This is a genomic window from Flavobacterium acetivorans, from assembly GCF_020911885.1.
Taxonomy (GTDB): domain Bacteria; phylum Bacteroidota; class Bacteroidia; order Flavobacteriales; family Flavobacteriaceae; genus Flavobacterium; species Flavobacterium acetivorans.
Map to the genome: position 1 here is coordinate 3211717 of NZ_CP087132.1, position 19834 is coordinate 3231550.

The window sequence follows — 19834 nt, forward strand, 5'->3', positions numbered from 1 at the left end:
TTATGACTGATTTTTATTAATAAAACAAAAAACAATCCTCCATGGCCTTATCCTTTGAAGTTCTCATTATATTTGTAATTGAAATTTTGCTCATGATTATCCAGCTTATTTTTAATCGCTCTTAACCAACTAAAAATATGAAAAAAACTTTTGTTTTTATTGCCTTTTTACTTCTTAGCGCTTCTTGTGTAAGTACTAAATCAACTCTCATGAATGTTGATGATAATGCCCCTATACCCAAACTCACCAAAGACAATACCTTTGTCATTACAGCATACAGCAAAGACAAAAAATACGGCTACGACAAGGATTATCCCATCAACGTTTTTTATCGAAATACCAGAGACGAATCGATTAATCAAGAACGTTTCCTGAATGCTTTAGCGGGACCAAATGGAGAAAAGATTACTTTCCGAAAATTAGAAAGCTGTTGCCCGTTTCCAACAAAAAAAACCGAACTGGGTGCTGGTTTTTTGGATGTTTATGAAATAAAGTGGAAAGATCAAAAAAAGCCCGTTATTCTTTATATGAATATCTACGAGAAAGGTCATTTGTTGGTTCCTGTTGGCTTTAGTTTAAAAAAAATTGAACCTTAAACTAATTTCCTAGCCCCGATAGTAGCGACATCCTTTATCTTTTTTCTTTAAAAAGATAAAGATATAGCGTAGAGCGGGAAAAGGCTTCAAATTATTCGCAAATCATAAATCGTAAATCGCAAATCATAACTATCTTTGCAGTTTTAAAATAATACCTATTATGAACATACACGATATTCCACAAATTAAACATACCGATAGCGGTAATTTCTTTTTACTTGCAGGTCCATGCGCAATAGAAGGGGAAGAAATGGCCATGAGAATCGCTGAAAAATTAATCGGGATTACCGATAGCCTACAAATTCCTTTCGTTTTCAAAGGATCTTTCAAAAAAGCAAATCGTTCCAGAATAGACAGCTTCTGTGGAATTGGGGATGAAAAAGCCTTGAAAATTCTAAGAAAGGTCTCCGAAACTTTCCATGTTCCTACCGTGACTGATATTCATACGAATGAGGATGCAGCAATGGCAGCTCAATATGTAGATGTTTTACAAATTCCTGCTTTTTTAGTTCGTCAAACTGATTTAGTTGTAGCTGCGGCCAATACCGGAAAAACGGTAAACCTAAAGAAAGGACAGTTTATGAGTCCCGAGAGCATGAAACATGCCGTTCAAAAAGTTTTGGATTGCAACAACCAAAATGTGATGGTTACGGATCGCGGAACAATGTTTGGTTATCAAGACATGATTGTTGATTTTAGAGGAATTCCTACTATGCAACAATACGCAACCACCGTTCTTGACGTGACGCATTCTTTACAACAACCAAATCAAACTGTTGGTGTGACCGGCGGAAGACCTGATATGATTGAGACCATTGCAAAAGCCGGAATTGCTGTAGGTGTTGACGGCATCTTTATTGAAACTCATTTTGATCCAGCAAATGCAAAAAGTGATGGCGCTAATATGCTTCACTTGGATTATTTTGAAGACCTAATGAAGAAACTCGTTGCCATTAGAAAAACAGTAAATACATTTTAATTTATACGCTTACATTGAAAAATATACTTTTATATTCCGCATTCTTGGCTTTGCTTTTTTCAACTGGAGCCAATGCTCAGGAAGAAATCAAAATACAAGATAAATATACCGCTCACAACAAAGGAAAATTCTTTGTTTCATGGGGAGGAAACAGAGAAAGCTATTCAAAATCAGACGTAACTTTCAAGGGTAAAGATTATAATTTTACCATAGAAAACATGACGGCACAAGACAAACCAAAAGGTTGGCATGTAGATTATATCAATCCGGCGCGAATGACCATTCCACAAACGAATTTTAGAATGGGGTATTTTATCAACGATCATTATAGCGTTGCTATTGGCGTAGATCACATGAAATATGTGATGACGCAAAACCAAACTGCAAATGTCAATGGAACAATTAATACCGGAAGCTCTTTTGATGGAATTTACGACCATACTCCTACTGTGATGGCTCCCGCTTTTTTGATGTATGAGCACACGGACGGTTTGAACTATGTCAATACTGAGTTTTCAAGACATGATGATATTTCTTCACTGTTTAAAATTGAAAATACCGATAAAATTCAGGTTAACCTGACTGAAGGCGTTGGTATTGGATTATTGTACCCTAAAACAAATACTACGCTCTTAGGAAAACCACGCCATGATGATTTTCACATTTCGGGTTATGGAGTTTCCGCCAAAGCAGGATTGAATATTACTTTCTTCAAACACTTTTATATTCAAGGAGAACTTAAGGGCGGTTACATCAATATGCAAGACATACGCACGACACAAAGCAATGAGGACAGCGCTTCCCAAGATTTCTTCTTTTTTCAAAGAATAATTGCTTTTGGCGGGATCTTTAGAATCTAAGTTGGTAAACAAAATCAAACAATCTAAAAATGAGGAGGCTGTATTTTATATGCAGCCTCCTTTTTTTTAGTTCGAAATTTTCAATCAGTTTTTTCGCAGATATTAGCGCAATGTCATATTTTATAGCTACTTTAGTACTAGCATTAGTCCCAAATTCATGCTTTTTAAAACATTGTTTAATTTAAAACCTACAAAAAGTTACTAATTACAAGTAGTTTAAAATGACAAAGATGATACGAGCTGAATCGAATGCTATTCAAAGTCATTTAGATAGCTTCAATAAATTCGAAAAATTTTTCGATCTATCTCCTGACTTGCTATGTGTAGCCGGATTTGATGGTTACTTTAAAAGAATAAACCCAGCGGTGTGTAAATTATTAGGTTATTCTGCCGAGGAATTAATGTCTAAGCCCATTAATGAATTTGTATTCTATGCTGATAAAAACAATACTGCCTCTGCCAGAAACGAACTTAGAAAAAGAATTCCCTTATTTGATTTTGAAAACCGTTATTTAACAAAAAACGGAGGCGTAGTCTGGTTATTATGGACATCATTTCCAATAGAAAGTGACGAACAGGTATATGCTATTGCCAAAAACATAACCTATAAAAAAGAGCTGGAAGAGGAACGCAATTTGCACTTGGCTGAGCTCACTAAAATAAGTAACGATCTAAAGGAACTGACCTATACCACTTTACATGATTTGCGATCTCCGGTGAATAACTTGCTTTCCGTATTTGAGCTCTTGGACACTTCTAAAATAGAAGATTCTGAAACACAGGAATACCTTTCCATTCTTAAATCAACCAGTGAAAGTTTGAAACAAACTTTAAATGAATATGTGGTGATTTTAAACAAAAAGAATGATAACGCAACTCCTATTGAAGCACTTAATTTGACCGAATCCTTAGAGGAAGTCCTACTTTCGATAAACTCCTTAATCCAAAATTCATATACTACAATTGATGTTGACTTTTCGCGACTTGATACAGTCAATTTTAACAAAGCTTATTTAAAAAGTATCTTTTTAAATTTAATAACCAATTCAATTAAATATGCCAAGCCAAATTGTTTGCCTACAATTTCCATTCATAGTGAGAATAAATCTGGCAAAAAGCAATTAATCATTTCTGACAACGGTATTGGTTTTGATATGGAACAAGTGAAAGATAAAATTTTTAAATTGCATCAAAAATTCCATAACCATATTGACAGCAGTGGTATTGGGCTGTATTTAGTCTATAATCATGTTATTAATTTAGGTGGTCACATCAGTGTGGAAAGTAAAGTAAATGAAGGAACAAAATTTATCATTACATTTAGGGATTGATAAGTCTTTGCTAGCTGTCTTTTTTTAATAGCATCGGGAAAGTGGAACAAGATAAAACTATTTATTAAAGATTTAAATTCTCATGTTGCAAATTTCCAAAATACCTAAAAAATACTCCGCTCTTGAAATCCTTCAATATATTGTACTAATTTCTCTATTGCTTTACTTTGGAAAAACATTATTTATTCCCCTTAGCTTTTCATTATTGATTAGCTTTATCCTCTATCCGGTTTGTCAATGGATGGAAAAAAAAGGAATTAGTAAAACCCTAGCCATTTTTCTATGTTTATCCATTCTCATTCTACTGGCTGGAGTGCTATTATACATCCTTTTTTTACAAATCCAAGAATTTACTAACGAGTGGGATCAATTTAGGATAAAACTATTAGAAGCCTTGAGTCAAATAAGTCTTTTTATCAGTCAGCGATTTGAAATAAGCGCAGCTGAACAGCAACTTTTTTTTAGAAACTCAGTTGATAACTCCGGCACACAGCTTTTCTCGATGTTGCAAAGCATGGCCTATTCCTTTTCAGAAATCTTTTTTTTCCTTTTAATTATTCCGGTTTTTTCGGCTCTTATCCTTTTCCACCGCCACATTCTGGTGAATGTTTTGTATCAAATTTTCCCATCAGAGAAAAGAAAAATAATATACGAAATCCTCATCGAAACCATACATGCCTATTATAATTTTATCAAAGGAATGCTAGTTGTATACCTTATTGTAGGTGTTTTAAACAGCATTGGACTAGCCCTTATTGGAATACCTCATCCTTTTCTATTTGGCTTTATTGCATCCATTCTTACCTTTATTCCTTACATCGGAATTATGATTTCTGCCCTTTTACCCATTGCGGTTTCCTGGATCACCTTCAATTCTATCTGGTATCCTTTGGCTGTCATTCTTGTTTTTGTCGTAGTTCAAATTTTAGAAGCCTATATTATTTTTCCCTTTGCAGTAGGCAGTCGTTTAAAAATCAACACTCTCGTTATCATTATTATGATTACTGCCGGAGGTATTTTATGGGGTGCGGCGGGAATGATTTTATTTATTCCGTTTATAAGTATCCTTAAACTCATCGCCGATCGATCGGAACGTTTAAAAACTTTATCCATTCTGCTTGGCGATGGCCAAATAAAAAAACCACAAGAATAATACTTGTGGTTTGTCATTTTATAATTCGAAAGGAACATTTTTCATTTACTTCACAATTCCTTTTTGATCAATTAAGTACACCAAAGAAGCCATCGTTGCCGCTCCCAGTTCCAGTTCCCTTTTATTGATTGCATCAAAAGTATCATTGGCCGCATGATGGTGATCAAAATAACGTTGCGAATCTGGTTTTAGTCCTGCTTTTACCAAGGGTTTTGATGTTAATGGTCCAATGTCAGATCCTGCATGTCCTTTTGTAAAACTATGTACCAAATAAGGTTCAAATAAATCTTTCCATCCCAATATTTGATTAAAATTGGCGTCATCAGTATCTAAAGAAAATCCTCTAGGACTGAATCCTCCTGCATCACTTTCTAAAGCAAAAATGTGTTTTTCTTTATTGGCTTGCGCCAATTCTTCATATTTCTGTCCGCCTCTACCTCCATTTTCCTCATTCATGAATAACACAACACGAAGGGTATTTTTAGGTCTATAACCAAGGTTTTTAAAGATATTAATCACTTCCATACTTTGTACTACTCCTGCTCCATCATCGTGGGAACCATCGGCTAAGTCCCAAGAATCAAGATGACCACCAACTACCATTATATTCTCTGGATGTTCGCTTCCTTTTATTTCTCCAATGACATTATAAGATAAAACATCGTCCAATTGCTCGCATGACATTTTAAAATAGAATTTCAATTTTGGATTGCTCTTTAATTTTTTGCTCAGTAATTCGGCGCCATTAGTACTGATGGCGGCTGTTGGAATATATTGTGACTTAGGGATTCCATTATAACTTTGTGCTCCGGTATGCGGAAAATCATCTAATCTCAAATTCACCGAGCGCACAATAGTTCCCACCGCACCAAACTTTGAAGCAGCAGCAGCGCCTGCATATCTTTGATCAACACAGCCACCATAAGAGATGAATGTTTCTATGTTTTCCGGTTCCATCGCTCTGTTGAAAAAGACGATTTTTCCTTTTAATTTATCTCCTAAACGAGCTAATTCTTCGATGCTGTGTACTTCGACAACTTCGGCAGTCAATCCGTTTTTTGGCGTGGCTACAGATCCTCCCAAAGCACAAATAGGCACATGGGTTTTAGTTTTCCCCTCTTGAATGTATGCGGTTTCTTTTTCGCCTCGCACCCATTTAGGAACCATTACTTCCTGTAGATAAACCTTGTCCAGACCTAAGGTTTCAAGCTGTGTTTTTGTATACTGAACGGCTTTTTCAGCATTGGCAGAACCTGATAAACGACCCCCAATTTTATTAGACAAATGATCTAGCCAAGCATAACATTTTGAATTGGTCAAAGAAGAACTATAAATTTTTCTAATAGTTTCTTCTTCATTGCTTTGAGCAAAAAGCAGTAATCCATTAAAAAGAAATAAAGCTAAAAAAGTGTTTTTTTTCATGGTGAATAGGGTTTGGTTTTTCTTAATTCGATATCAGAATATTGAACTGGTTTTGAAAATATATTTTTTTGTAAAAGAACAAAAATAATAGTTGGTTTTTCCAAAAAAAATAAACCGATTCAAGCACAAAAAAACCTACAGATATATAAAACCATGTAGGTTTCCTTTTAAAAACAAATAATTCCGTTGATTTTTTATTTTGGCTTAAGTCCAACTCGTTTATTAAAAATGCTATTTAATTGAGAAGCTCTTTAATGTTTTTGCCCTAACTCAACAACAATTCATGAACTTGTTTGGCTATTTCCTCTTCCTCATTAGTAGGAATTATCAGGATTTTTGTTTTTGAATTTTTACTGTTGATTTCTCTGATAGTTTTGGAACGTACATTGTTTTTGGCATCGTCTAATTCGATTCCGAAATAATCCATATCCGTACAAACTAATTTTCTGATATAAGAAGAGTTCTCCCCTATTCCAGCTGTAAAAACTATGGCATCCAAACCATTTAATACCGCCGTATAAGAACCAATATATTTTTTTATACGATAGGCATTCATCGCCAAAGCCAATTGACAATCCTTATTGCCCTTCTCGGCATTGGCTTCAATATCTCTCAAATCACTAAATCCAGTAAGTCCTAGCATTCCGCTTTGCTTTTGAAGAATAGTGTTTACCTCATCAAGTGTATAGCCCAATGAATTGACCATATAAAAAATAGCAGACTGGTCTATGTCGCCACATCGAGTTCCCATAATTAAACCATTCATAGGAGCAAAGCCTAGCGTATGATCGATACTTTTTCCGTCTTTAACCGCTGTCATACTACAACCATTCCCTAAATGAATAGTAATAATTTTTGACGCTTGCATTTTTAGATTATCCCTCAAATATAGGATTGCTTGCTCCGAAACGTACTTATGACTGGTCCCGTGAAAACCATAAACCCGAATTTTGTTCTCCGTCAACAATTTATTAGGAATAGCATATTTATGCGCTACAACTGGAATGGTTTGATGGAAAGCAGTATCAAAAACGGCAATCTGCTTAGCATTTTCAAAAATTTCCTCGGCAACATTTATTCCTTCTAAATTGGCCGGATTATGCAAAGGTGCCAGATCGAAAAGTTGTTTTATCTTGTCTTTTACTTCCTTTGTAATGAGTACCGTATTAGAAAAACTGCTTCCCCCATGCACCACTCGATGCCCTACAGCTTCAATCTCCGAAGTACTTTTAATTACTCCCACTTTCTCATCGAGCAGTAATTGAGCAACTTTTTTTAGTCCAACTTTATGATTTGGAATAGCCATTATTTCGTCAATACGATTCTCTTTGGTTTCATAACTCAGATTAGATGTTTCTAAACCTATTCTGTCAATCATACCGCTGCAAATGACCTCATTAGCCGGCATTTTGATTAATTGGTATTTTATGGAAGAACTTCCTGAATTTATTATTACTATTTTCATTGAAAATTATATTTTTTCTCTCCCCTTCCGATAGCTATCAATAGTCTCCAAAGCGCAAGAATACTGGGTCGATGTATTTTATATTTATTTTATACTTTTAAAATCTAAGTTTTTAAACTTTCTAAAATCCTTGGGCTTGGATGGCCGTAATCACAACCGTATTAATAATGTCATCTACCGTACAACCACGACTCAAATCATTGACCGGTTTATTCAAACCTTGCAACATAGGTCCAATTGCCAAAGCGCTGGTTTCTCTCTGAACGGCCTTGTAAGTATTATTTCCCGTATTTAAATCCGGGAAAATAAGCACACTTGCCTGTCCTGCTACTTCCGAATTTGGCATTTTACTTTGTCCCACTTCCATATCTACTGCCGCGTCATATTGTATTGGTCCTTCAATTTTCAAGTCGGGGCGTTTTTTTCTCACTATTTCGGTGGCAGTTCTTACCTTATCTACCTCATCTCCTTTTCCTGATGCGCCAGAAGAATAAGAGAGCATCGCTACTTTTGGTTCTATACCAAATGCCAAACTCGAATCGGCTGAGGAAATGGCAATTTCGGCCAATTGTTCCGCCGTTGGATTTGGATTAATGGCGCAGTCACCAAAAACAGAAACCCGATCTTCCAAGCACATGAAAAATATAGAAGAAACAATACAAGTATCCGGTTTTGTTTTTATGAATTGCAAGGCTGGTAAAATGGTGTGCTGCGTGGTGTGTGCGGCACCGGAAACCATTCCGTCAGCATCACCTTTATAGACCATCATGGTTCCAAAATAAGAAACGTCTTCCATTAAATCTTTGGCCATAGCCATAGAAACGTTCTTGTTTTTTCGTAACTCATAATAAGTTTTTACATAATCCTCATATTTTTCCGATTCGATTGGATTGATGATTTTCACTTTCGAAAAATCAAAAGCAATTCCCAATTCGGCCACTTTGTTTTCAATCTGTTTTTTATTTCCAATGACGGATATATCAACCACATCCATGGCCAATAATCGGGAAGTTGCTATTATTATCCTTTCGTCATTTCCTTCGGGTAAAACGATATGTTTACGATATTGTTTGGCTCTTTTTACCAAATTGTATTGAAACATTTTGGGTGTCATTCCTTCCGCTTCAAAAGAGCTTAGTTTTTTGGACAAATTATCCAGGTCTACGTATTTTTCAAAAGCACTTATAGAGCTTTCTATTTTTTGTTTATTATCGGCATAAATTTTAGACTTTATGTTCCCTAATTTATTGGTGATTTCATAAGTTCCTCCTGCCACAGCAATTATAGGCACAATGGTAGTCAATCCCTCAATCAATTTGATAATACTATCCTCCGGTAAAATATTTCCCGTTAAAACAATCCCTGAAATCGTAGGATAATTTGCTGATTCATTGGCTTGTAATGCACCAAGGATAATATCGGCTCTGTCGCCCGGAGTGATTACAAGAGCATTTTCTTTCAGATGCAATAAATAGTTGCGCAATTGCATGGCACCCACACTAAAATTACCAACCTGATTGTTTAAAAATTCTTCTCCAAACAAAACTTTTGCTCCCAGTACATCAACTATTTCTTTGATGGTAGGATTATTCAAACTGGAAACAATAGGGATAGCGTTTACCAAAACCTCTTTGGGTAAACTCGCTTTCAAACCATCTGTTACCAGTCTAATGTTTTCGGGCTGCACTTTATTGGCTATTACAGCCAATACTTCCACCTCTTTGACTTTGAAGGAATCGTAGGCCAAATAAAGGCTATCTATCAATTCTTCGAGTGTTTTACCAACTCCAGAACCCACAATAATAGTTGGTATCCCCAGATTTTTGGCTATTAGCACATTCATATCCAGTTCTATAACAGTTCCTTCTCCGCTAAAACTGGTGCCTTCAACCAAAACAAAATCGAACTGTTCTTCTAATTTTTTGTATTTCTCAATAATCAAATCCAGAACTTCTCCTATTTTTCCTTTGTTCTTCTTTTTTATCAGCTTGCTTTTGGTAATGGCAAAGGCATCTTCAAACGCAATGTCTAATCCGAAATGAGAAATCACCGTCTCGATATGATTATCTAGTTTGCCATCGTCAAAATCTTCTATGATAGGTCTAAAATAACCTACTCTGGCTGTTTTCCCAATAAGCATACTCATCAAACCGAGAGTAACTATTGATTTTCCGCTATTATGTTCACTTGTTGCAATATATATCGCCTTATTCATTGCTTTTTCTTTTTAAGTTTTGTATGCCAATATAAAATGACCAATCTTTATTCACATAGAACTATTTAATACTATCAAAACCATTTTCTTTTTTTAAAATAAAACACCATCATTATCCCTATAAAAACCATGATGCTCATAACGGTATAATAACCATTTTCATATTTCAGTTCGGGCATGTGTTCAAAATTCATCCCATAAACCCCTACGATAAATGTCAATGGAATAAATATTGCCGATACTATGGTAAGCGTTTTCATAATCTCATTCATCTTATGCGTCTGGGCCGAAAAAAAGAAATTCGAAGCGCTTTCCAGCGAACCCATATCAGATTCTATCTGTTCTAAAAGTTCCAAACTTTTTTGATGCAGACGGGTAAAAAAAATAAAACTGTCGGTTTCCATGACATTGAACAAATTATCCTCTTTGATACTTTTTATATCATACAAGGAATCCCGAAGCGGAACAATAGAACGTTTTAGAAAATTAAAATTATCCCTATGTTTTTCGATTTTTTCCAAAATAATAGGATCGGCACTATTTTTAGACAGATTAATCAAATTCTCTATTTTATCCTCTTCATTTTCGATGGTGATATAGAAATTTTCCATAATGGCATCGAGCAAAATATACAGCAAATAATCGGCTTTTTTAATTCTTACAATTCCAGAATGAGTACGAATACGTTCGCGAATGTGCGCAAAAAAATCAGAACGTTTTTCCTGAAACGAAATCAAAATTCCTTCTTTCATCAAAAAACTAATCTGCTCTACTCGTATATTATCAGAATCTTCCACAGGTAAAAGCGATTTGATATTAAAAAAAAGCATTTCCGGAAGTTCTTCTAGCTTAGTTCTTTTAGTGGTGTTCAAAATATCGGCAAGCATGAAATTGTCAACTTCAAAATAACTACCAATTGTTTTTACCAATTCGACATTATTTAAACCATGTAAATTAAGCCAGTTTGTTTTTTCGATATTGATATATTTATCCAAATCCTGAACCTTAAAATCCTCATATTCTATCAGATCAAAACTATCATATACAAACAGCTGCATCTCTGATTCCTTGCTCTTATGAATACCAGTGTATTCAAGGCTGAACGGTTGCAGTTTCCTTCCTTTCTTGTATTTAATTTTTCTCATTCAAAATTATTTATAGAGTAATATTACAAAAAACTTTTGTCAATGTGCATCTCCTTAACATTTCTGAAATCAGTAGCTGTAGACTTTAAATCAATTATTCCTCCAATTCAAAAGCCAAAATTAATTGGAACAAACCTTATTTTTCATGAGATAAATCATATTCTAAAAATTAATTCAATTGACCCTATTAATAATTATATACAGGAATACTTACAAATAATCTTATCTTTGAAAAAAGTAAAAAAATTAATTAATTATGTGTAACAAATTTCATCAATTGATGACTATTCTTTAAACAATTTTAATCTTTTAATTAAATGCAAAAAAAAGTAATTTTAATCAGTACCTGTCTACTCTTAGGTCTCCATCAGGGAACATTAGCCCAAAGCAAGAAAAAGAAGGACAAACAAACTAGTTCTGTTTCAGCACCAGCCGCTAAAAAACCGGAAGAAAAAAAAGGACCAAAACCATACAATAAGGTTATTGACTCTACTGCTGTAACGCAAAAAGGACTTATTGATATCCATAAAATGGATAATAAATACCTTTTTGAAATTCCTGCTGATCTTTTAGGTACTGAAATCATGACCATCACCCGCTTTTCTAAAACTCCTGCCGGTGGAGGTATTTTTGGTGGAGAAGAAATAAACAAACAGGTAATTCAATTTGAAAAAGGAATCAACAATACTATTCTATTGCGTTCCATTACTTATGTTATCATGTCATCGGCTGAAGATAAACCCTTAGCCAAAGCCGTTAATAATTCATCGGCTAATCCTATAATTGCGAGCTATGATATTTTGGCTATCAAGAAAAATGACAAAGAAAAAACGGAAGCTTCCTATGTTATTGACATGACTCCAACTTTTGAAACTGATGTACAAACTTTTTCTTTGGATCCTGCCAAAAAACAAAGTCTTAGCATTCAAGCTTTCCAAAAAGACCGCTCTTTTATCCAAAAAATAAGCAGTTATCCTATCAATACCGAAATTAGAACAGTTAAAACTTTTTCGACTGTACCAAATTTGGTTTCCTTGAGTCCAGCACCAAAAATAGGTGCAAACTTGCCTGCAGCCCTAGATTCCGGAGTCCTTACAGTAGAATTAAACACTTCTATGATTGCTTTACCCAAAAAACCAATGCGCAAAAGATCTTTTGATGCACGTGTGGGCTATTTTGCCAATCAATATGGTTTATTTGAAGATGATTCGCATAAATCAGATAAGGAAATCTTTGCCGTAAGATGGCGTTTAGAACCAAAATCTAAAGAAGACGCTGAAAAACAAAAAAGAGGCGAATTGATCGAGCCAGAAAAGCCGATAGTTTATTATATTGATCCAGCTACACCAGAGAAATGGAAAAAATACATCAAACAAGGAATCGATGATTGGCAGGTTGCTTTTGAGCATGCAGGATGGAAAAACGCTATTCGCGGTGAATATTGGCCGGAAAATGACCCTACAATGAGTCTTGAAGATGCCCGTTTTTCAGTATTGCGCTATTTTGCTGCCGAAATTCAAAATGCTTACGGACCAAATGTCCATGATCCAAGAACTGGTGAAATTTTAGAAAGCCACATCGGATGGTACCATAATATAATGAGTTTATTACGTGACTGGTACCTGATCCAGACTGCAGCTGTAGATCCTGCTGCAAGAAAGAAGCAATTTGATGATGAGTTGATGGGCCAACTAATCCGTTTCGTTTCTTCACATGAAGTAGGACATACTTTAGGTCTTCGTCATAATATGGGAGCTAGTTCAGCTACACCTGTAGAAAAACTGAGAGATGCAGCCTATCAAGATAAATTTGGGCATACTTCTTCTATTATGGATTATGCGCGTTTTAATTATGTTGCACAACCAGAAGATGGAGTTACAAGTCTTTTTCCTAGAATTGGAGACTATGACAAATGGGCGATAAAGTGGGGTTATTCTTATTTCCCTGAAGCTCAAAACGAAAAGGAAGAAAAAGCCATTCTGAATGAAATGACCAAAGAAGCTTACAAAGACCGCCGTCTATGGTTTGGTACTGAAATGAGTCCTTATGACCCTAGATACCAGACAGAAGACATTGGCGATAATGCAATGAAAGCTTCAGCTTATGGGATCAAAAACCTGAAAAGAATTCTTCCTAACTTATTAGAATGGAGTAAAGAAAAAGGCGAAAGTTATGCTGAACTTGAGGATCTTTATGACGCACTTACCGGACAATTTAGAAGATATATGGGCCATGTCACTAAAAACGTAGGTGGTGTTTATGACACTCCTACAACCTATGATATGGGAGGAAATCAATTTGAAATCGTTCCAAAAGAAATTCAAAAAGAGGCTGTAAGTTTTTTAAATGCTCAATTATTCTCAACTCCAAAATGGTTAATGGATCCAAATATTCTTTCGAAAATTAGTCCTGAAAATGGCGTTGAATCGATAAAAGCAATGCAAAATTCTACCTTGACTAGCTTATTGGCAGGTGACAGAATGGTGCGTTTACTTGAAGCAACTTCTGCTGGCAAAAACTACTATTCCGTAGATGAATTACTTACTGATCTTAAAAACGGTATTTTCTCTGAACTAAAAACCAATGCTTCGATAGACATTTATAGAAGAAATATGCAAAAATTATACGTAAGTAAAGTTTGCGCTTTGTTGACTCCTGGAACAACAACAATACGAAATGTCCCTGTAGGAGTGACTTATGGTTTTAACTCGAAGACCGTCAACCTAAACGAAACTGACTTGCCTTCTATTGCCAGAGGACAATTAATCAGTTTAAAAACAGGATTAAAAGCCGCAGCATTAAAGACAACCGACAGAATGAGTAGATTGCATTTACAAGATTTAGCGGTTCGTATCGAAAAAGCGTTAGATCCAAAATAAAACTACAAATCCGCTGCGATAAGAATTATCACAGCGGATTTTAATTATATAAAAAACCGAGCTGTTCCAGCTCGGTTTTTTCATTTTAACTGTAAAGTCGCACCACATGCGTCTCTGCAGAAAAAATAAACCACAAAAAAACCGGGCTATCGCCCGGTTTTATCATTTTAACTGTAAAGACGCACCGCGGTGCGTCTCTACGGTATCAAAATTATTTTACTTCTTCGTAATCTACGTCTTGAACATTGTCACCTTCTGCTTCAGTTTGTGGCTGTGCAGCAGCTTGACCTTGCTCACCTTGAGCATACATTGCTTCAGTAGCAGTTTTCCAAGCAGCATTGATATTATCTAATGCAGTTTGAATTGCAGGAATATCTTGAGATTGGTGAGCCATTCTCAATTCAGTCAATGCATATTCTACAGCTACTTTGTTTTCGTCAGATAATTTATCACCTAACTCTTTCAATTGAGATTCAGTTTGGAAGATCATTCCGTCTGCTTCGTTCAATTTCTCAGCTCTTTCTCTTGCAACTTTATCTGATTCAGCGTTAGCTTCAGCATCTTTTTTCATTTTCTCGATTTCTTCAGCTGTTAATCCAGAAGAAGCTTCGATACGAATGTCATGAGATTTACCAGTTCCTTTGTCAGTTGCAGAAACTTTGATGATACCATTGGCATCAATATCAAAAGTTACTTCAATTTGAGGAACTCCTCTTGGTGCTGGTGGAATACCATCTAAATGGAAACGACCAATTGTTTTGTTATCAGCAGCCATTGCTCTAGCTCCTTGCAATACGTGGATTTCAACAGTTGGTTGAGAATCTGCAGCAGTAGAGAATACTTGCGATTTTTTAGTTGGGATAGTAGTGTTAGACTCAATTAATGTAGTCATAACTCCACCCATAGTTTCGATACCTAAAGATAAAGGAGTAACGTCAAGTAACAATACATCTTTTACATCTCCAGAAAGAACTCCACCTTGAATAGCTGCTCCAATAGCAACAACCTCATCAGGGTTAACTCCTTTAGACGCTTTTTTACCAAAGAATTTTTCAACTTCTTCAGCGATTCTTGGCATACGAGTAGAACCTCCTACAAGGATTACTTCATCAATATCAGAAACAGTTAAACCTGCATCTTTCAATGATTTAGCAACTGGCTCCATAGAACGTTTTACTAATGCGTCAGTTAATTGCTCAAATTTAGCTCTAGTTAATTTTTTAACTAAGTGTTTTGGTCCTGAAGCCGTAGCAGTTACGTAAGGCAAGTTGATTTCAGTTTCGGCAGAAGAAGACAATTCAATTTTTGCTTTCTCAGCAGCTTCTTTCAACCGTTGCAATGACATTGGATCTAAACGCAAGTCAATACCTTCTTCCGCTTTAAATTCGTCAGCTAACCAGTCAATGATTTCGTGGTCAAAATCATCTCCACCTAAGTGAGTATCACCATTTGTAGACAATACTTCGAAAACTCCGTCTCCTAATTCAAGAACAGAAATATCAAATGTACCTCCACCTAAATCGTAAACAGCAATTTTTTGATCTTTACCTTTTTTATCCAATCCGTAAGCCAAAGCTGCAGCTGTAGGCTCGTTGATGATACGCATTACTTTAAGACCTGCAATTTCACCAGCTTCTTTTGTAGCTTGACGTTGTGCATCATTAAAGTAAGCAGGAACAGTGATAACTGCTTCAGTAACTGTTTGACCTAAATAGTCTTCAGCAGTTTTTTTCATTTTTTGAAGTGTCATTGCTGACAATTCTTGAGCAGTGTATAAACGACCATCAATATCCACACGTGGCGTATTGTTGTCTCCTTTTACTACTTTGTAAGAAACTCTTTTTGCTTCAGCCGAAACTTCGCTAAAAGAATGACCCATAAAACGTTTAATAGAAGCAATTGTTTTGGTAGGATTCGTTACTGCTTGTCTTTTTGCAGGATCTCCCACTTTAATTTCTCCACCTTCTACAAAAGCGATGATAGATGGCGTTGTTCTTTTTCCTTCTGCGTTAGGAATAACAACTGCTTCATTACCTTCCATTACAGAAACACAAGAGTTGGTCGTACCTAAATCAATTCCGATTATTTTACCCATTTTTATTATATTTAAATTTTAATATACATTCATTTTAATAACTCAAGGTGCATAAGTCAATCACTGTGCCAATATCAGAGGCTACTAGAAATTGTCAGGAATTGTTAAAATTGTCGTAAATTAATCTGACAAGATGACATTTCAGGCAAACTGACAGCCACAGAAAAGAATCAATTCCTACTGTCATCTTGGACGTAATTGAAACAAGAAGCCAATCCCGCTATGCGCTCTATCTTTATGTCCTTAAAGAAAGTCCATAAAAGATGCCGCTACTATCGGGGCTAGGGATTTCGCATTTCCATAAAGAATTTTTAAACCAAGCTAATTCACCAGCAAAAACAATGTTGTCCTGAAGTCTACTTCATTTGAATTCCTTAATTTTACGCCAAAATTCCCGTTTTAGAGAATAAACCGCAATTTAATTCCAATAACAATGACGTCTTTTAGCAAACAACTTTCCTTTCGCTGGTCAGATCTCGACCCTAATTTTCACGTACGCCACAGTGCTTATTACGACTTTGGCGCCCAACATCGTATCGAAATTCTGGAAAGTCTTGGCTTGACCATAAAAGCCTTTCAAATGCATCATTTTGGTCCCGTACTTTTTAGAGAAGAATGTATTTTTAGAAAAGAAATAAAACTCTCGGATATCATTTTCATGCATACCAAAGTATCTAAAATGAAAGCCGATGCTTCGCGCTGGTCCATCGTTCATGAGTTCCGAAACGAAGAAGATCAAATTTGTGCCACAATCACTGTCGATGGCGCTTGGATGGACACCAAACTGCGCAAATTAGCCAATCCTGTTCCGGAAATAGCAATAAAAGCCTTATCCATTTTCCCAAAAAGCGATGACTTTATTCAACTTTAAAAAATAAAAAATGTTTACCATAGAACAAATTAAACAAGCACATGACAAAGTAAAAACAGGTGCTGATTTCCCTAATTACATCCAAGATTTAATCAATTTAGGCGTAAAAGGCTACGATACTTATGTCCATAACGGCGACACTTCTTATTATGGTGCAAACGACTACCACGTAAACTCCGATGAAAAATATGATGAAATAAAGATCGCCCCTATTGCAAACAAGGAACGTTTTATTGAATTTCTAGTGATGCATCAGGACGGTCAAACGGACTATCTTACTTTTTGCCAACAGGCAGCACAATGTGGTATTGCAAAGTGGCGTGTAGACATCATCGAGATGACTTGTACCTATATGGATGCTACCAGTACAAGTATTTTGATTGAAAAAATTCAGCTTTAAAATTTAAAATGATTCCAAAAGAACTACTACTAGCCAAGGAATTGATTTTTAGTCCCTGCGGATTTGTCTGTAGCGAACCAATTGCCGAAAAAGAAAGTAAAGAATACCAAGCACATACTTTTAGCCTTGACAAAAATATAGTCTGTTATCGTTTGGCAAAAATAACTCCTACTAAAACAGGGCAATTTGTAACTTTATGGAAAAGAAACCCAGATGGTCCAATTACCCCTTTTCATATTGAAGACAAGATTGATTTTTTTATTATCAGCTGCTTAAAGGAAAACCATTTTGGACAATTTATTTTTCCAAAAGCGGTCTTATATGATAAAGGCATTCTTTCTGACGAGTTTAAAGAAGGTAAACGAGCCATACGCGTTTATCCGCCTTGGGATAAAGACCTAAATAAGCAAGCTCAAAAAACACAGCAATGGCAGCTGGAATATTTTATCGAAATTCCAGAAGATAAACCCATTAATATAGGATTGATCCGAAAGTATTTTGCTATCGAATGATATTCTATTTTAATTGAATTAAAAATATACCTAAAGACATTTCCCCTTAAAAACCCGATTCCTTTTTTGATTTATAAAGAAGTTCTTCTTAGTCATAGAGGATAAATTATTTTATCCCTATCTTTAAGTTTAATTTTTATCATGGAAACATTGGATCATATTTTTAGGCTTCTGGCTGGCATAGGCTTATTTCTTTTTGCCATGTACATGCTGGAAGAATCCATGAAAAATCTTTCAGGGAGAAATTTTAAGCTTTTTTTACAACGCATTACCAAAAATAAAATTGGTGCTGTAAGCGGCGGTGCCATTGTCACCGCTGTTCTTCAAAGCAGCTCCATGGTTTCTTTTATGGTTTTGGCTTTTGTGGGTGCTGGCGTATTTACGATGAAAAATGCCATGGCCATTATTTTGGGTGCCAATCTTGGAACAACACTTGCCAGCTGGCTCGTAGCTACTCTTGGTTTTAGAATGGACATTGAAATCGTGGCCTATCCAGCGGTATGCATAGGTGGTTTTCTTCTTATTCTTTTTGGAAGCAGAAAAACCTTTAAATACCTTTCATTTTTTCTATTAGGCTTTGGTTTGCTGTTTATTAGCCTAGCCTTTATGCGAACAGCTATGGAGTCACAAGTGAAAATTTTTGATTTTTCGAAATATGCCGAAATACCCCTGATTGGTTTTCTACTAATTGGTTTTATCATCACCATGCTCGTACAATCGAGTTCTGTAACTATGGCGCTTACACTGAGCGCTCTTCATGTAGGAGCTATTAGTTTTCCTATAGCGGCTGCAATTGTGTTGGGTTCTGAAACCGGTACTACCATTAAAATTGTATTGGGCGCTATTGGCGGAAACGCATCCAAAAAAAGGGTTGTTCTAGGTAATCTCCTCTTCAATGTTTTTGTTACCTTATTTACTTTAATATTATTAAAACCCATCCTTTATCTAATAACCGATATTTTTAACATCAAAGATTCCTTGATAGGTCTTGTCACTTTTTCGAGTCTAATCAATCTGTTGTCGATTATTATTTTCTTACCCATACTGGATCCTTTTACCCAGTTTCTGGAACGCTTTTTCAAAGATACAAATGGAGCTATTACGGCCTTTATAGGCAATGCAACTACTGCCGAGCCACTGACTGCTTTGGATTTATTTAAAAGAGAAACTAACTATTTTATCCATAACTCCATGCTCTTTAATTTGGAATTATTTAAAATTGAAAGTCAAAAAATTCAAGGAAATATAGAATTTAAAACCATCAACGAGAAACGGAAATACTTTATAAAAAATACGGCAGAAAAATATGATTTTCTAAAACAACTCCAAGGCGAGTTACAAGCGTTTTATTTGAGTCTGAGACCCAAATTAGAATCGGAACAATATTCTGAATTGAATCAATTAATTTCGGCAGTTCGCAGTTCGATGCATTCCGTAAAAAGCATAAAAGACATTGCAACCAACATTAATGACCTAAGAAATTCTTCGAAGGAAATAAAATATAATTTCTTTATTCACCATAAAAAAGAAACCGAAGTACTCTATCTACAATTGGGCGCTCTTCTGAGTTTTGAAAAAAAAGCCAGTTTTGAAAATCTTCAATACCTTTTTGATTCAATACAGCAAAACTACACCGAAGCCCTTAACAATTTCTATGCGGAAGCGCAAAATACATCTATTCAAAATATTGATATTACAACGGTAATCAACTTCAATAGAGAATTATTTACTTCTAATAAAGCGATGTTAATTGCTCTAAAAGATTTTCTATTGAAGGAAAAACAAGCTCAAGAATTTAATGAAATTCCAACCTACAAAACTTGATTATTACAACTATAATCCTCTTAACTTCTTTAACTTTGGTATAATCCATATTTTCTTTAAAAGCAAAATAACTTCTTTTAAGGCGTT

At 35.4% G+C, this 19834-nt stretch carries 15 protein-coding genes; 10 read left to right on the plus strand and 5 right to left on the minus strand.

Going from position 1 to position 19834, the window contains the following annotated elements:
* Positions 1-137 precede the first annotated feature (137 nt).
* The 5 genes from LNP19_RS13965 to LNP19_RS13985 all read left to right on the plus strand — a co-directional run bounded on the left by LNP19_RS13965 (position 138) and on the right by LNP19_RS13985 (position 4919).
* On the plus strand, positions 138-596 hold the full coding sequence (locus tag LNP19_RS13965) for a 2-dehydro-3-deoxyphosphooctonate aldolase (RefSeq protein WP_230062506.1): 459 nt from the start codon (positions 138-140) through the stop codon (positions 594-596).
* A gap of 160 nt (positions 597-756) precedes the next feature.
* The gene (gene kdsA / locus LNP19_RS13970) at positions 757-1575 is read left to right on the plus strand and encodes a 3-deoxy-8-phosphooctulonate synthase (protein ID WP_230062507.1); all 819 of its coding nucleotides are present in this window, start codon (positions 757-759) and stop codon (positions 1573-1575) included.
* A 14-nt stretch (positions 1576-1589) separates the two neighbouring features.
* The gene (locus tag LNP19_RS13975; protein ID WP_230062508.1) at positions 1590-2435 is read left to right on the plus strand and encodes a hypothetical protein; all 846 of its coding nucleotides are present in this window, start codon (positions 1590-1592) and stop codon (positions 2433-2435) included.
* Positions 2436-2665: 230 nt separating this feature from the next.
* A complete protein-coding gene (locus tag LNP19_RS13980; protein ID WP_230062509.1) occupies positions 2666-3766 on the plus strand; it encodes a PAS domain-containing sensor histidine kinase in 1101 nt (366 codons plus the stop codon).
* A gap of 82 nt (positions 3767-3848) precedes the next feature.
* Positions 3849-4919 (plus strand): AI-2E family transporter, encoded by a 1071-nt coding sequence (locus tag LNP19_RS13985; RefSeq protein ID WP_230062510.1) that lies wholly within the window; start codon positions 3849-3851, stop codon positions 4917-4919.
* Between the two features lie 45 nt (positions 4920-4964).
* On the opposite strand, the gene LNP19_RS13990 is transcribed toward LNP19_RS13985, so the two are convergent.
* The 4 genes from LNP19_RS13990 to corA form a co-directional block, all read right to left on the minus strand.
* Positions 4965-6341, minus strand: a complete 1377-nt coding sequence (locus LNP19_RS13990; RefSeq protein WP_230062511.1) for a M28 family peptidase — start codon at positions 6339-6341, stop codon at positions 4965-4967.
* A 265-nt stretch (positions 6342-6606) separates the two neighbouring features.
* On the minus strand, positions 6607-7806 hold the full coding sequence (locus LNP19_RS13995) for an acetate/propionate family kinase (RefSeq protein ID WP_230062512.1): 1200 nt from the start codon (positions 7804-7806) through the stop codon (positions 6607-6609).
* A gap of 121 nt (positions 7807-7927) precedes the next feature.
* Positions 7928-10021 (minus strand): phosphate acetyltransferase, encoded by a 2094-nt coding sequence (pta, locus tag LNP19_RS14000; RefSeq protein ID WP_230062513.1) that lies wholly within the window; start codon positions 10019-10021, stop codon positions 7928-7930.
* Positions 10022-10095: 74 nt separating this feature from the next.
* Positions 10096-11166, minus strand: coding sequence for a magnesium/cobalt transporter CorA (corA, locus tag LNP19_RS14005; RefSeq protein WP_230062514.1), 1071 nt, complete (start codon positions 11164-11166; stop codon positions 10096-10098).
* 317 nt (positions 11167-11483) lie between these two features.
* On the opposite strand from corA, the gene LNP19_RS14010 reads away from it, so the two are divergent.
* Positions 11484-14045, plus strand: coding sequence for a zinc-dependent metalloprotease (locus tag LNP19_RS14010; protein WP_230062515.1), 2562 nt, complete (start codon positions 11484-11486; stop codon positions 14043-14045).
* A 211-nt stretch (positions 14046-14256) separates the two neighbouring features.
* On the opposite strand, the gene dnaK is transcribed toward LNP19_RS14010, so the two are convergent.
* Positions 14257-16140: a molecular chaperone DnaK gene (dnaK, locus tag LNP19_RS14015; RefSeq protein WP_230062516.1), complete on the minus strand. Its 1884-nt coding sequence runs from the start codon at positions 16138-16140 to the stop codon at positions 14257-14259.
* A gap of 433 nt (positions 16141-16573) precedes the next feature.
* On the opposite strand from dnaK, the gene LNP19_RS14020 reads away from it, so the two are divergent.
* From LNP19_RS14020 to LNP19_RS14035, 4 genes are all read left to right on the plus strand, one after another.
* On the plus strand, positions 16574-17011 hold the full coding sequence (locus LNP19_RS14020) for an acyl-CoA thioesterase (protein WP_230062517.1): 438 nt from the start codon (positions 16574-16576) through the stop codon (positions 17009-17011).
* A gap of 10 nt (positions 17012-17021) precedes the next feature.
* Positions 17022-17411: a DUF1398 domain-containing protein gene (locus LNP19_RS14025; protein WP_230062518.1), complete on the plus strand. Its 390-nt coding sequence runs from the start codon at positions 17022-17024 to the stop codon at positions 17409-17411.
* Between the two features lie 8 nt (positions 17412-17419).
* The gene (locus LNP19_RS14030) at positions 17420-17923 is read left to right on the plus strand and encodes a MepB family protein (protein WP_230062519.1); all 504 of its coding nucleotides are present in this window, start codon (positions 17420-17422) and stop codon (positions 17921-17923) included.
* 141 nt (positions 17924-18064) lie between these two features.
* On the plus strand, positions 18065-19747 hold the full coding sequence (locus tag LNP19_RS14035; protein WP_230062520.1) for a Na/Pi cotransporter family protein: 1683 nt from the start codon (positions 18065-18067) through the stop codon (positions 19745-19747).
* Positions 19748-19834: the final 87 nt, after the last annotated feature.

What these genes read in the sequence shown, in the direction of transcription:
- LNP19_RS13965 (WP_230062506.1), top strand. Translation starts at nt 138, where the DNA reads ATGAAAAAAACTTTTGTTTTTATTGCCTTTTTACTTCTTAGCGCTTCT.
- kdsA (WP_230062507.1), top strand. Translation starts at nt 757, where the DNA reads ATGAACATACACGATATTCCACAAATTAAACATACCGATAGCGGTAAT.
- LNP19_RS13980 (WP_230062509.1), top strand. Translation starts at nt 2,666, where the DNA reads ATGATACGAGCTGAATCGAATGCTATTCAAAGTCATTTAGATAGCTTC.
- LNP19_RS13985 (WP_230062510.1), top strand. Translation starts at nt 3,849, where the DNA reads ATGTTGCAAATTTCCAAAATACCTAAAAAATACTCCGCTCTTGAAATC.
- LNP19_RS13990 (WP_230062511.1), bottom strand. Translation starts at nt 6,341, where the DNA reads ATGAAAAAAAACACTTTTTTAGCTTTATTTCTTTTTAATGGATTACTG.
- LNP19_RS13995 (WP_230062512.1), bottom strand. Translation starts at nt 7,806, where the DNA reads ATGAAAATAGTAATAATAAATTCAGGAAGTTCTTCCATAAAATACCAA.
- pta (WP_230062513.1), bottom strand. Translation starts at nt 10,021, where the DNA reads ATGAATAAGGCGATATATATTGCAACAAGTGAACATAATAGCGGAAAA.
- corA (WP_230062514.1), bottom strand. Translation starts at nt 11,166, where the DNA reads ATGAGAAAAATTAAATACAAGAAAGGAAGGAAACTGCAACCGTTCAGC.
- LNP19_RS14010 (WP_230062515.1), top strand. Translation starts at nt 11,484, where the DNA reads ATGCAAAAAAAAGTAATTTTAATCAGTACCTGTCTACTCTTAGGTCTC.
- dnaK (WP_230062516.1), bottom strand. Translation starts at nt 16,140, where the DNA reads ATGGGTAAAATAATCGGAATTGATTTAGGTACGACCAACTCTTGTGTT.
- LNP19_RS14020 (WP_230062517.1), top strand. Translation starts at nt 16,574, where the DNA reads ATGACGTCTTTTAGCAAACAACTTTCCTTTCGCTGGTCAGATCTCGAC.
- LNP19_RS14025 (WP_230062518.1), top strand. Translation starts at nt 17,022, where the DNA reads ATGTTTACCATAGAACAAATTAAACAAGCACATGACAAAGTAAAAACA.
- LNP19_RS14030 (WP_230062519.1), top strand. Translation starts at nt 17,420, where the DNA reads ATGATTCCAAAAGAACTACTACTAGCCAAGGAATTGATTTTTAGTCCC.
- LNP19_RS14035 (WP_230062520.1), top strand. Translation starts at nt 18,065, where the DNA reads ATGGAAACATTGGATCATATTTTTAGGCTTCTGGCTGGCATAGGCTTA.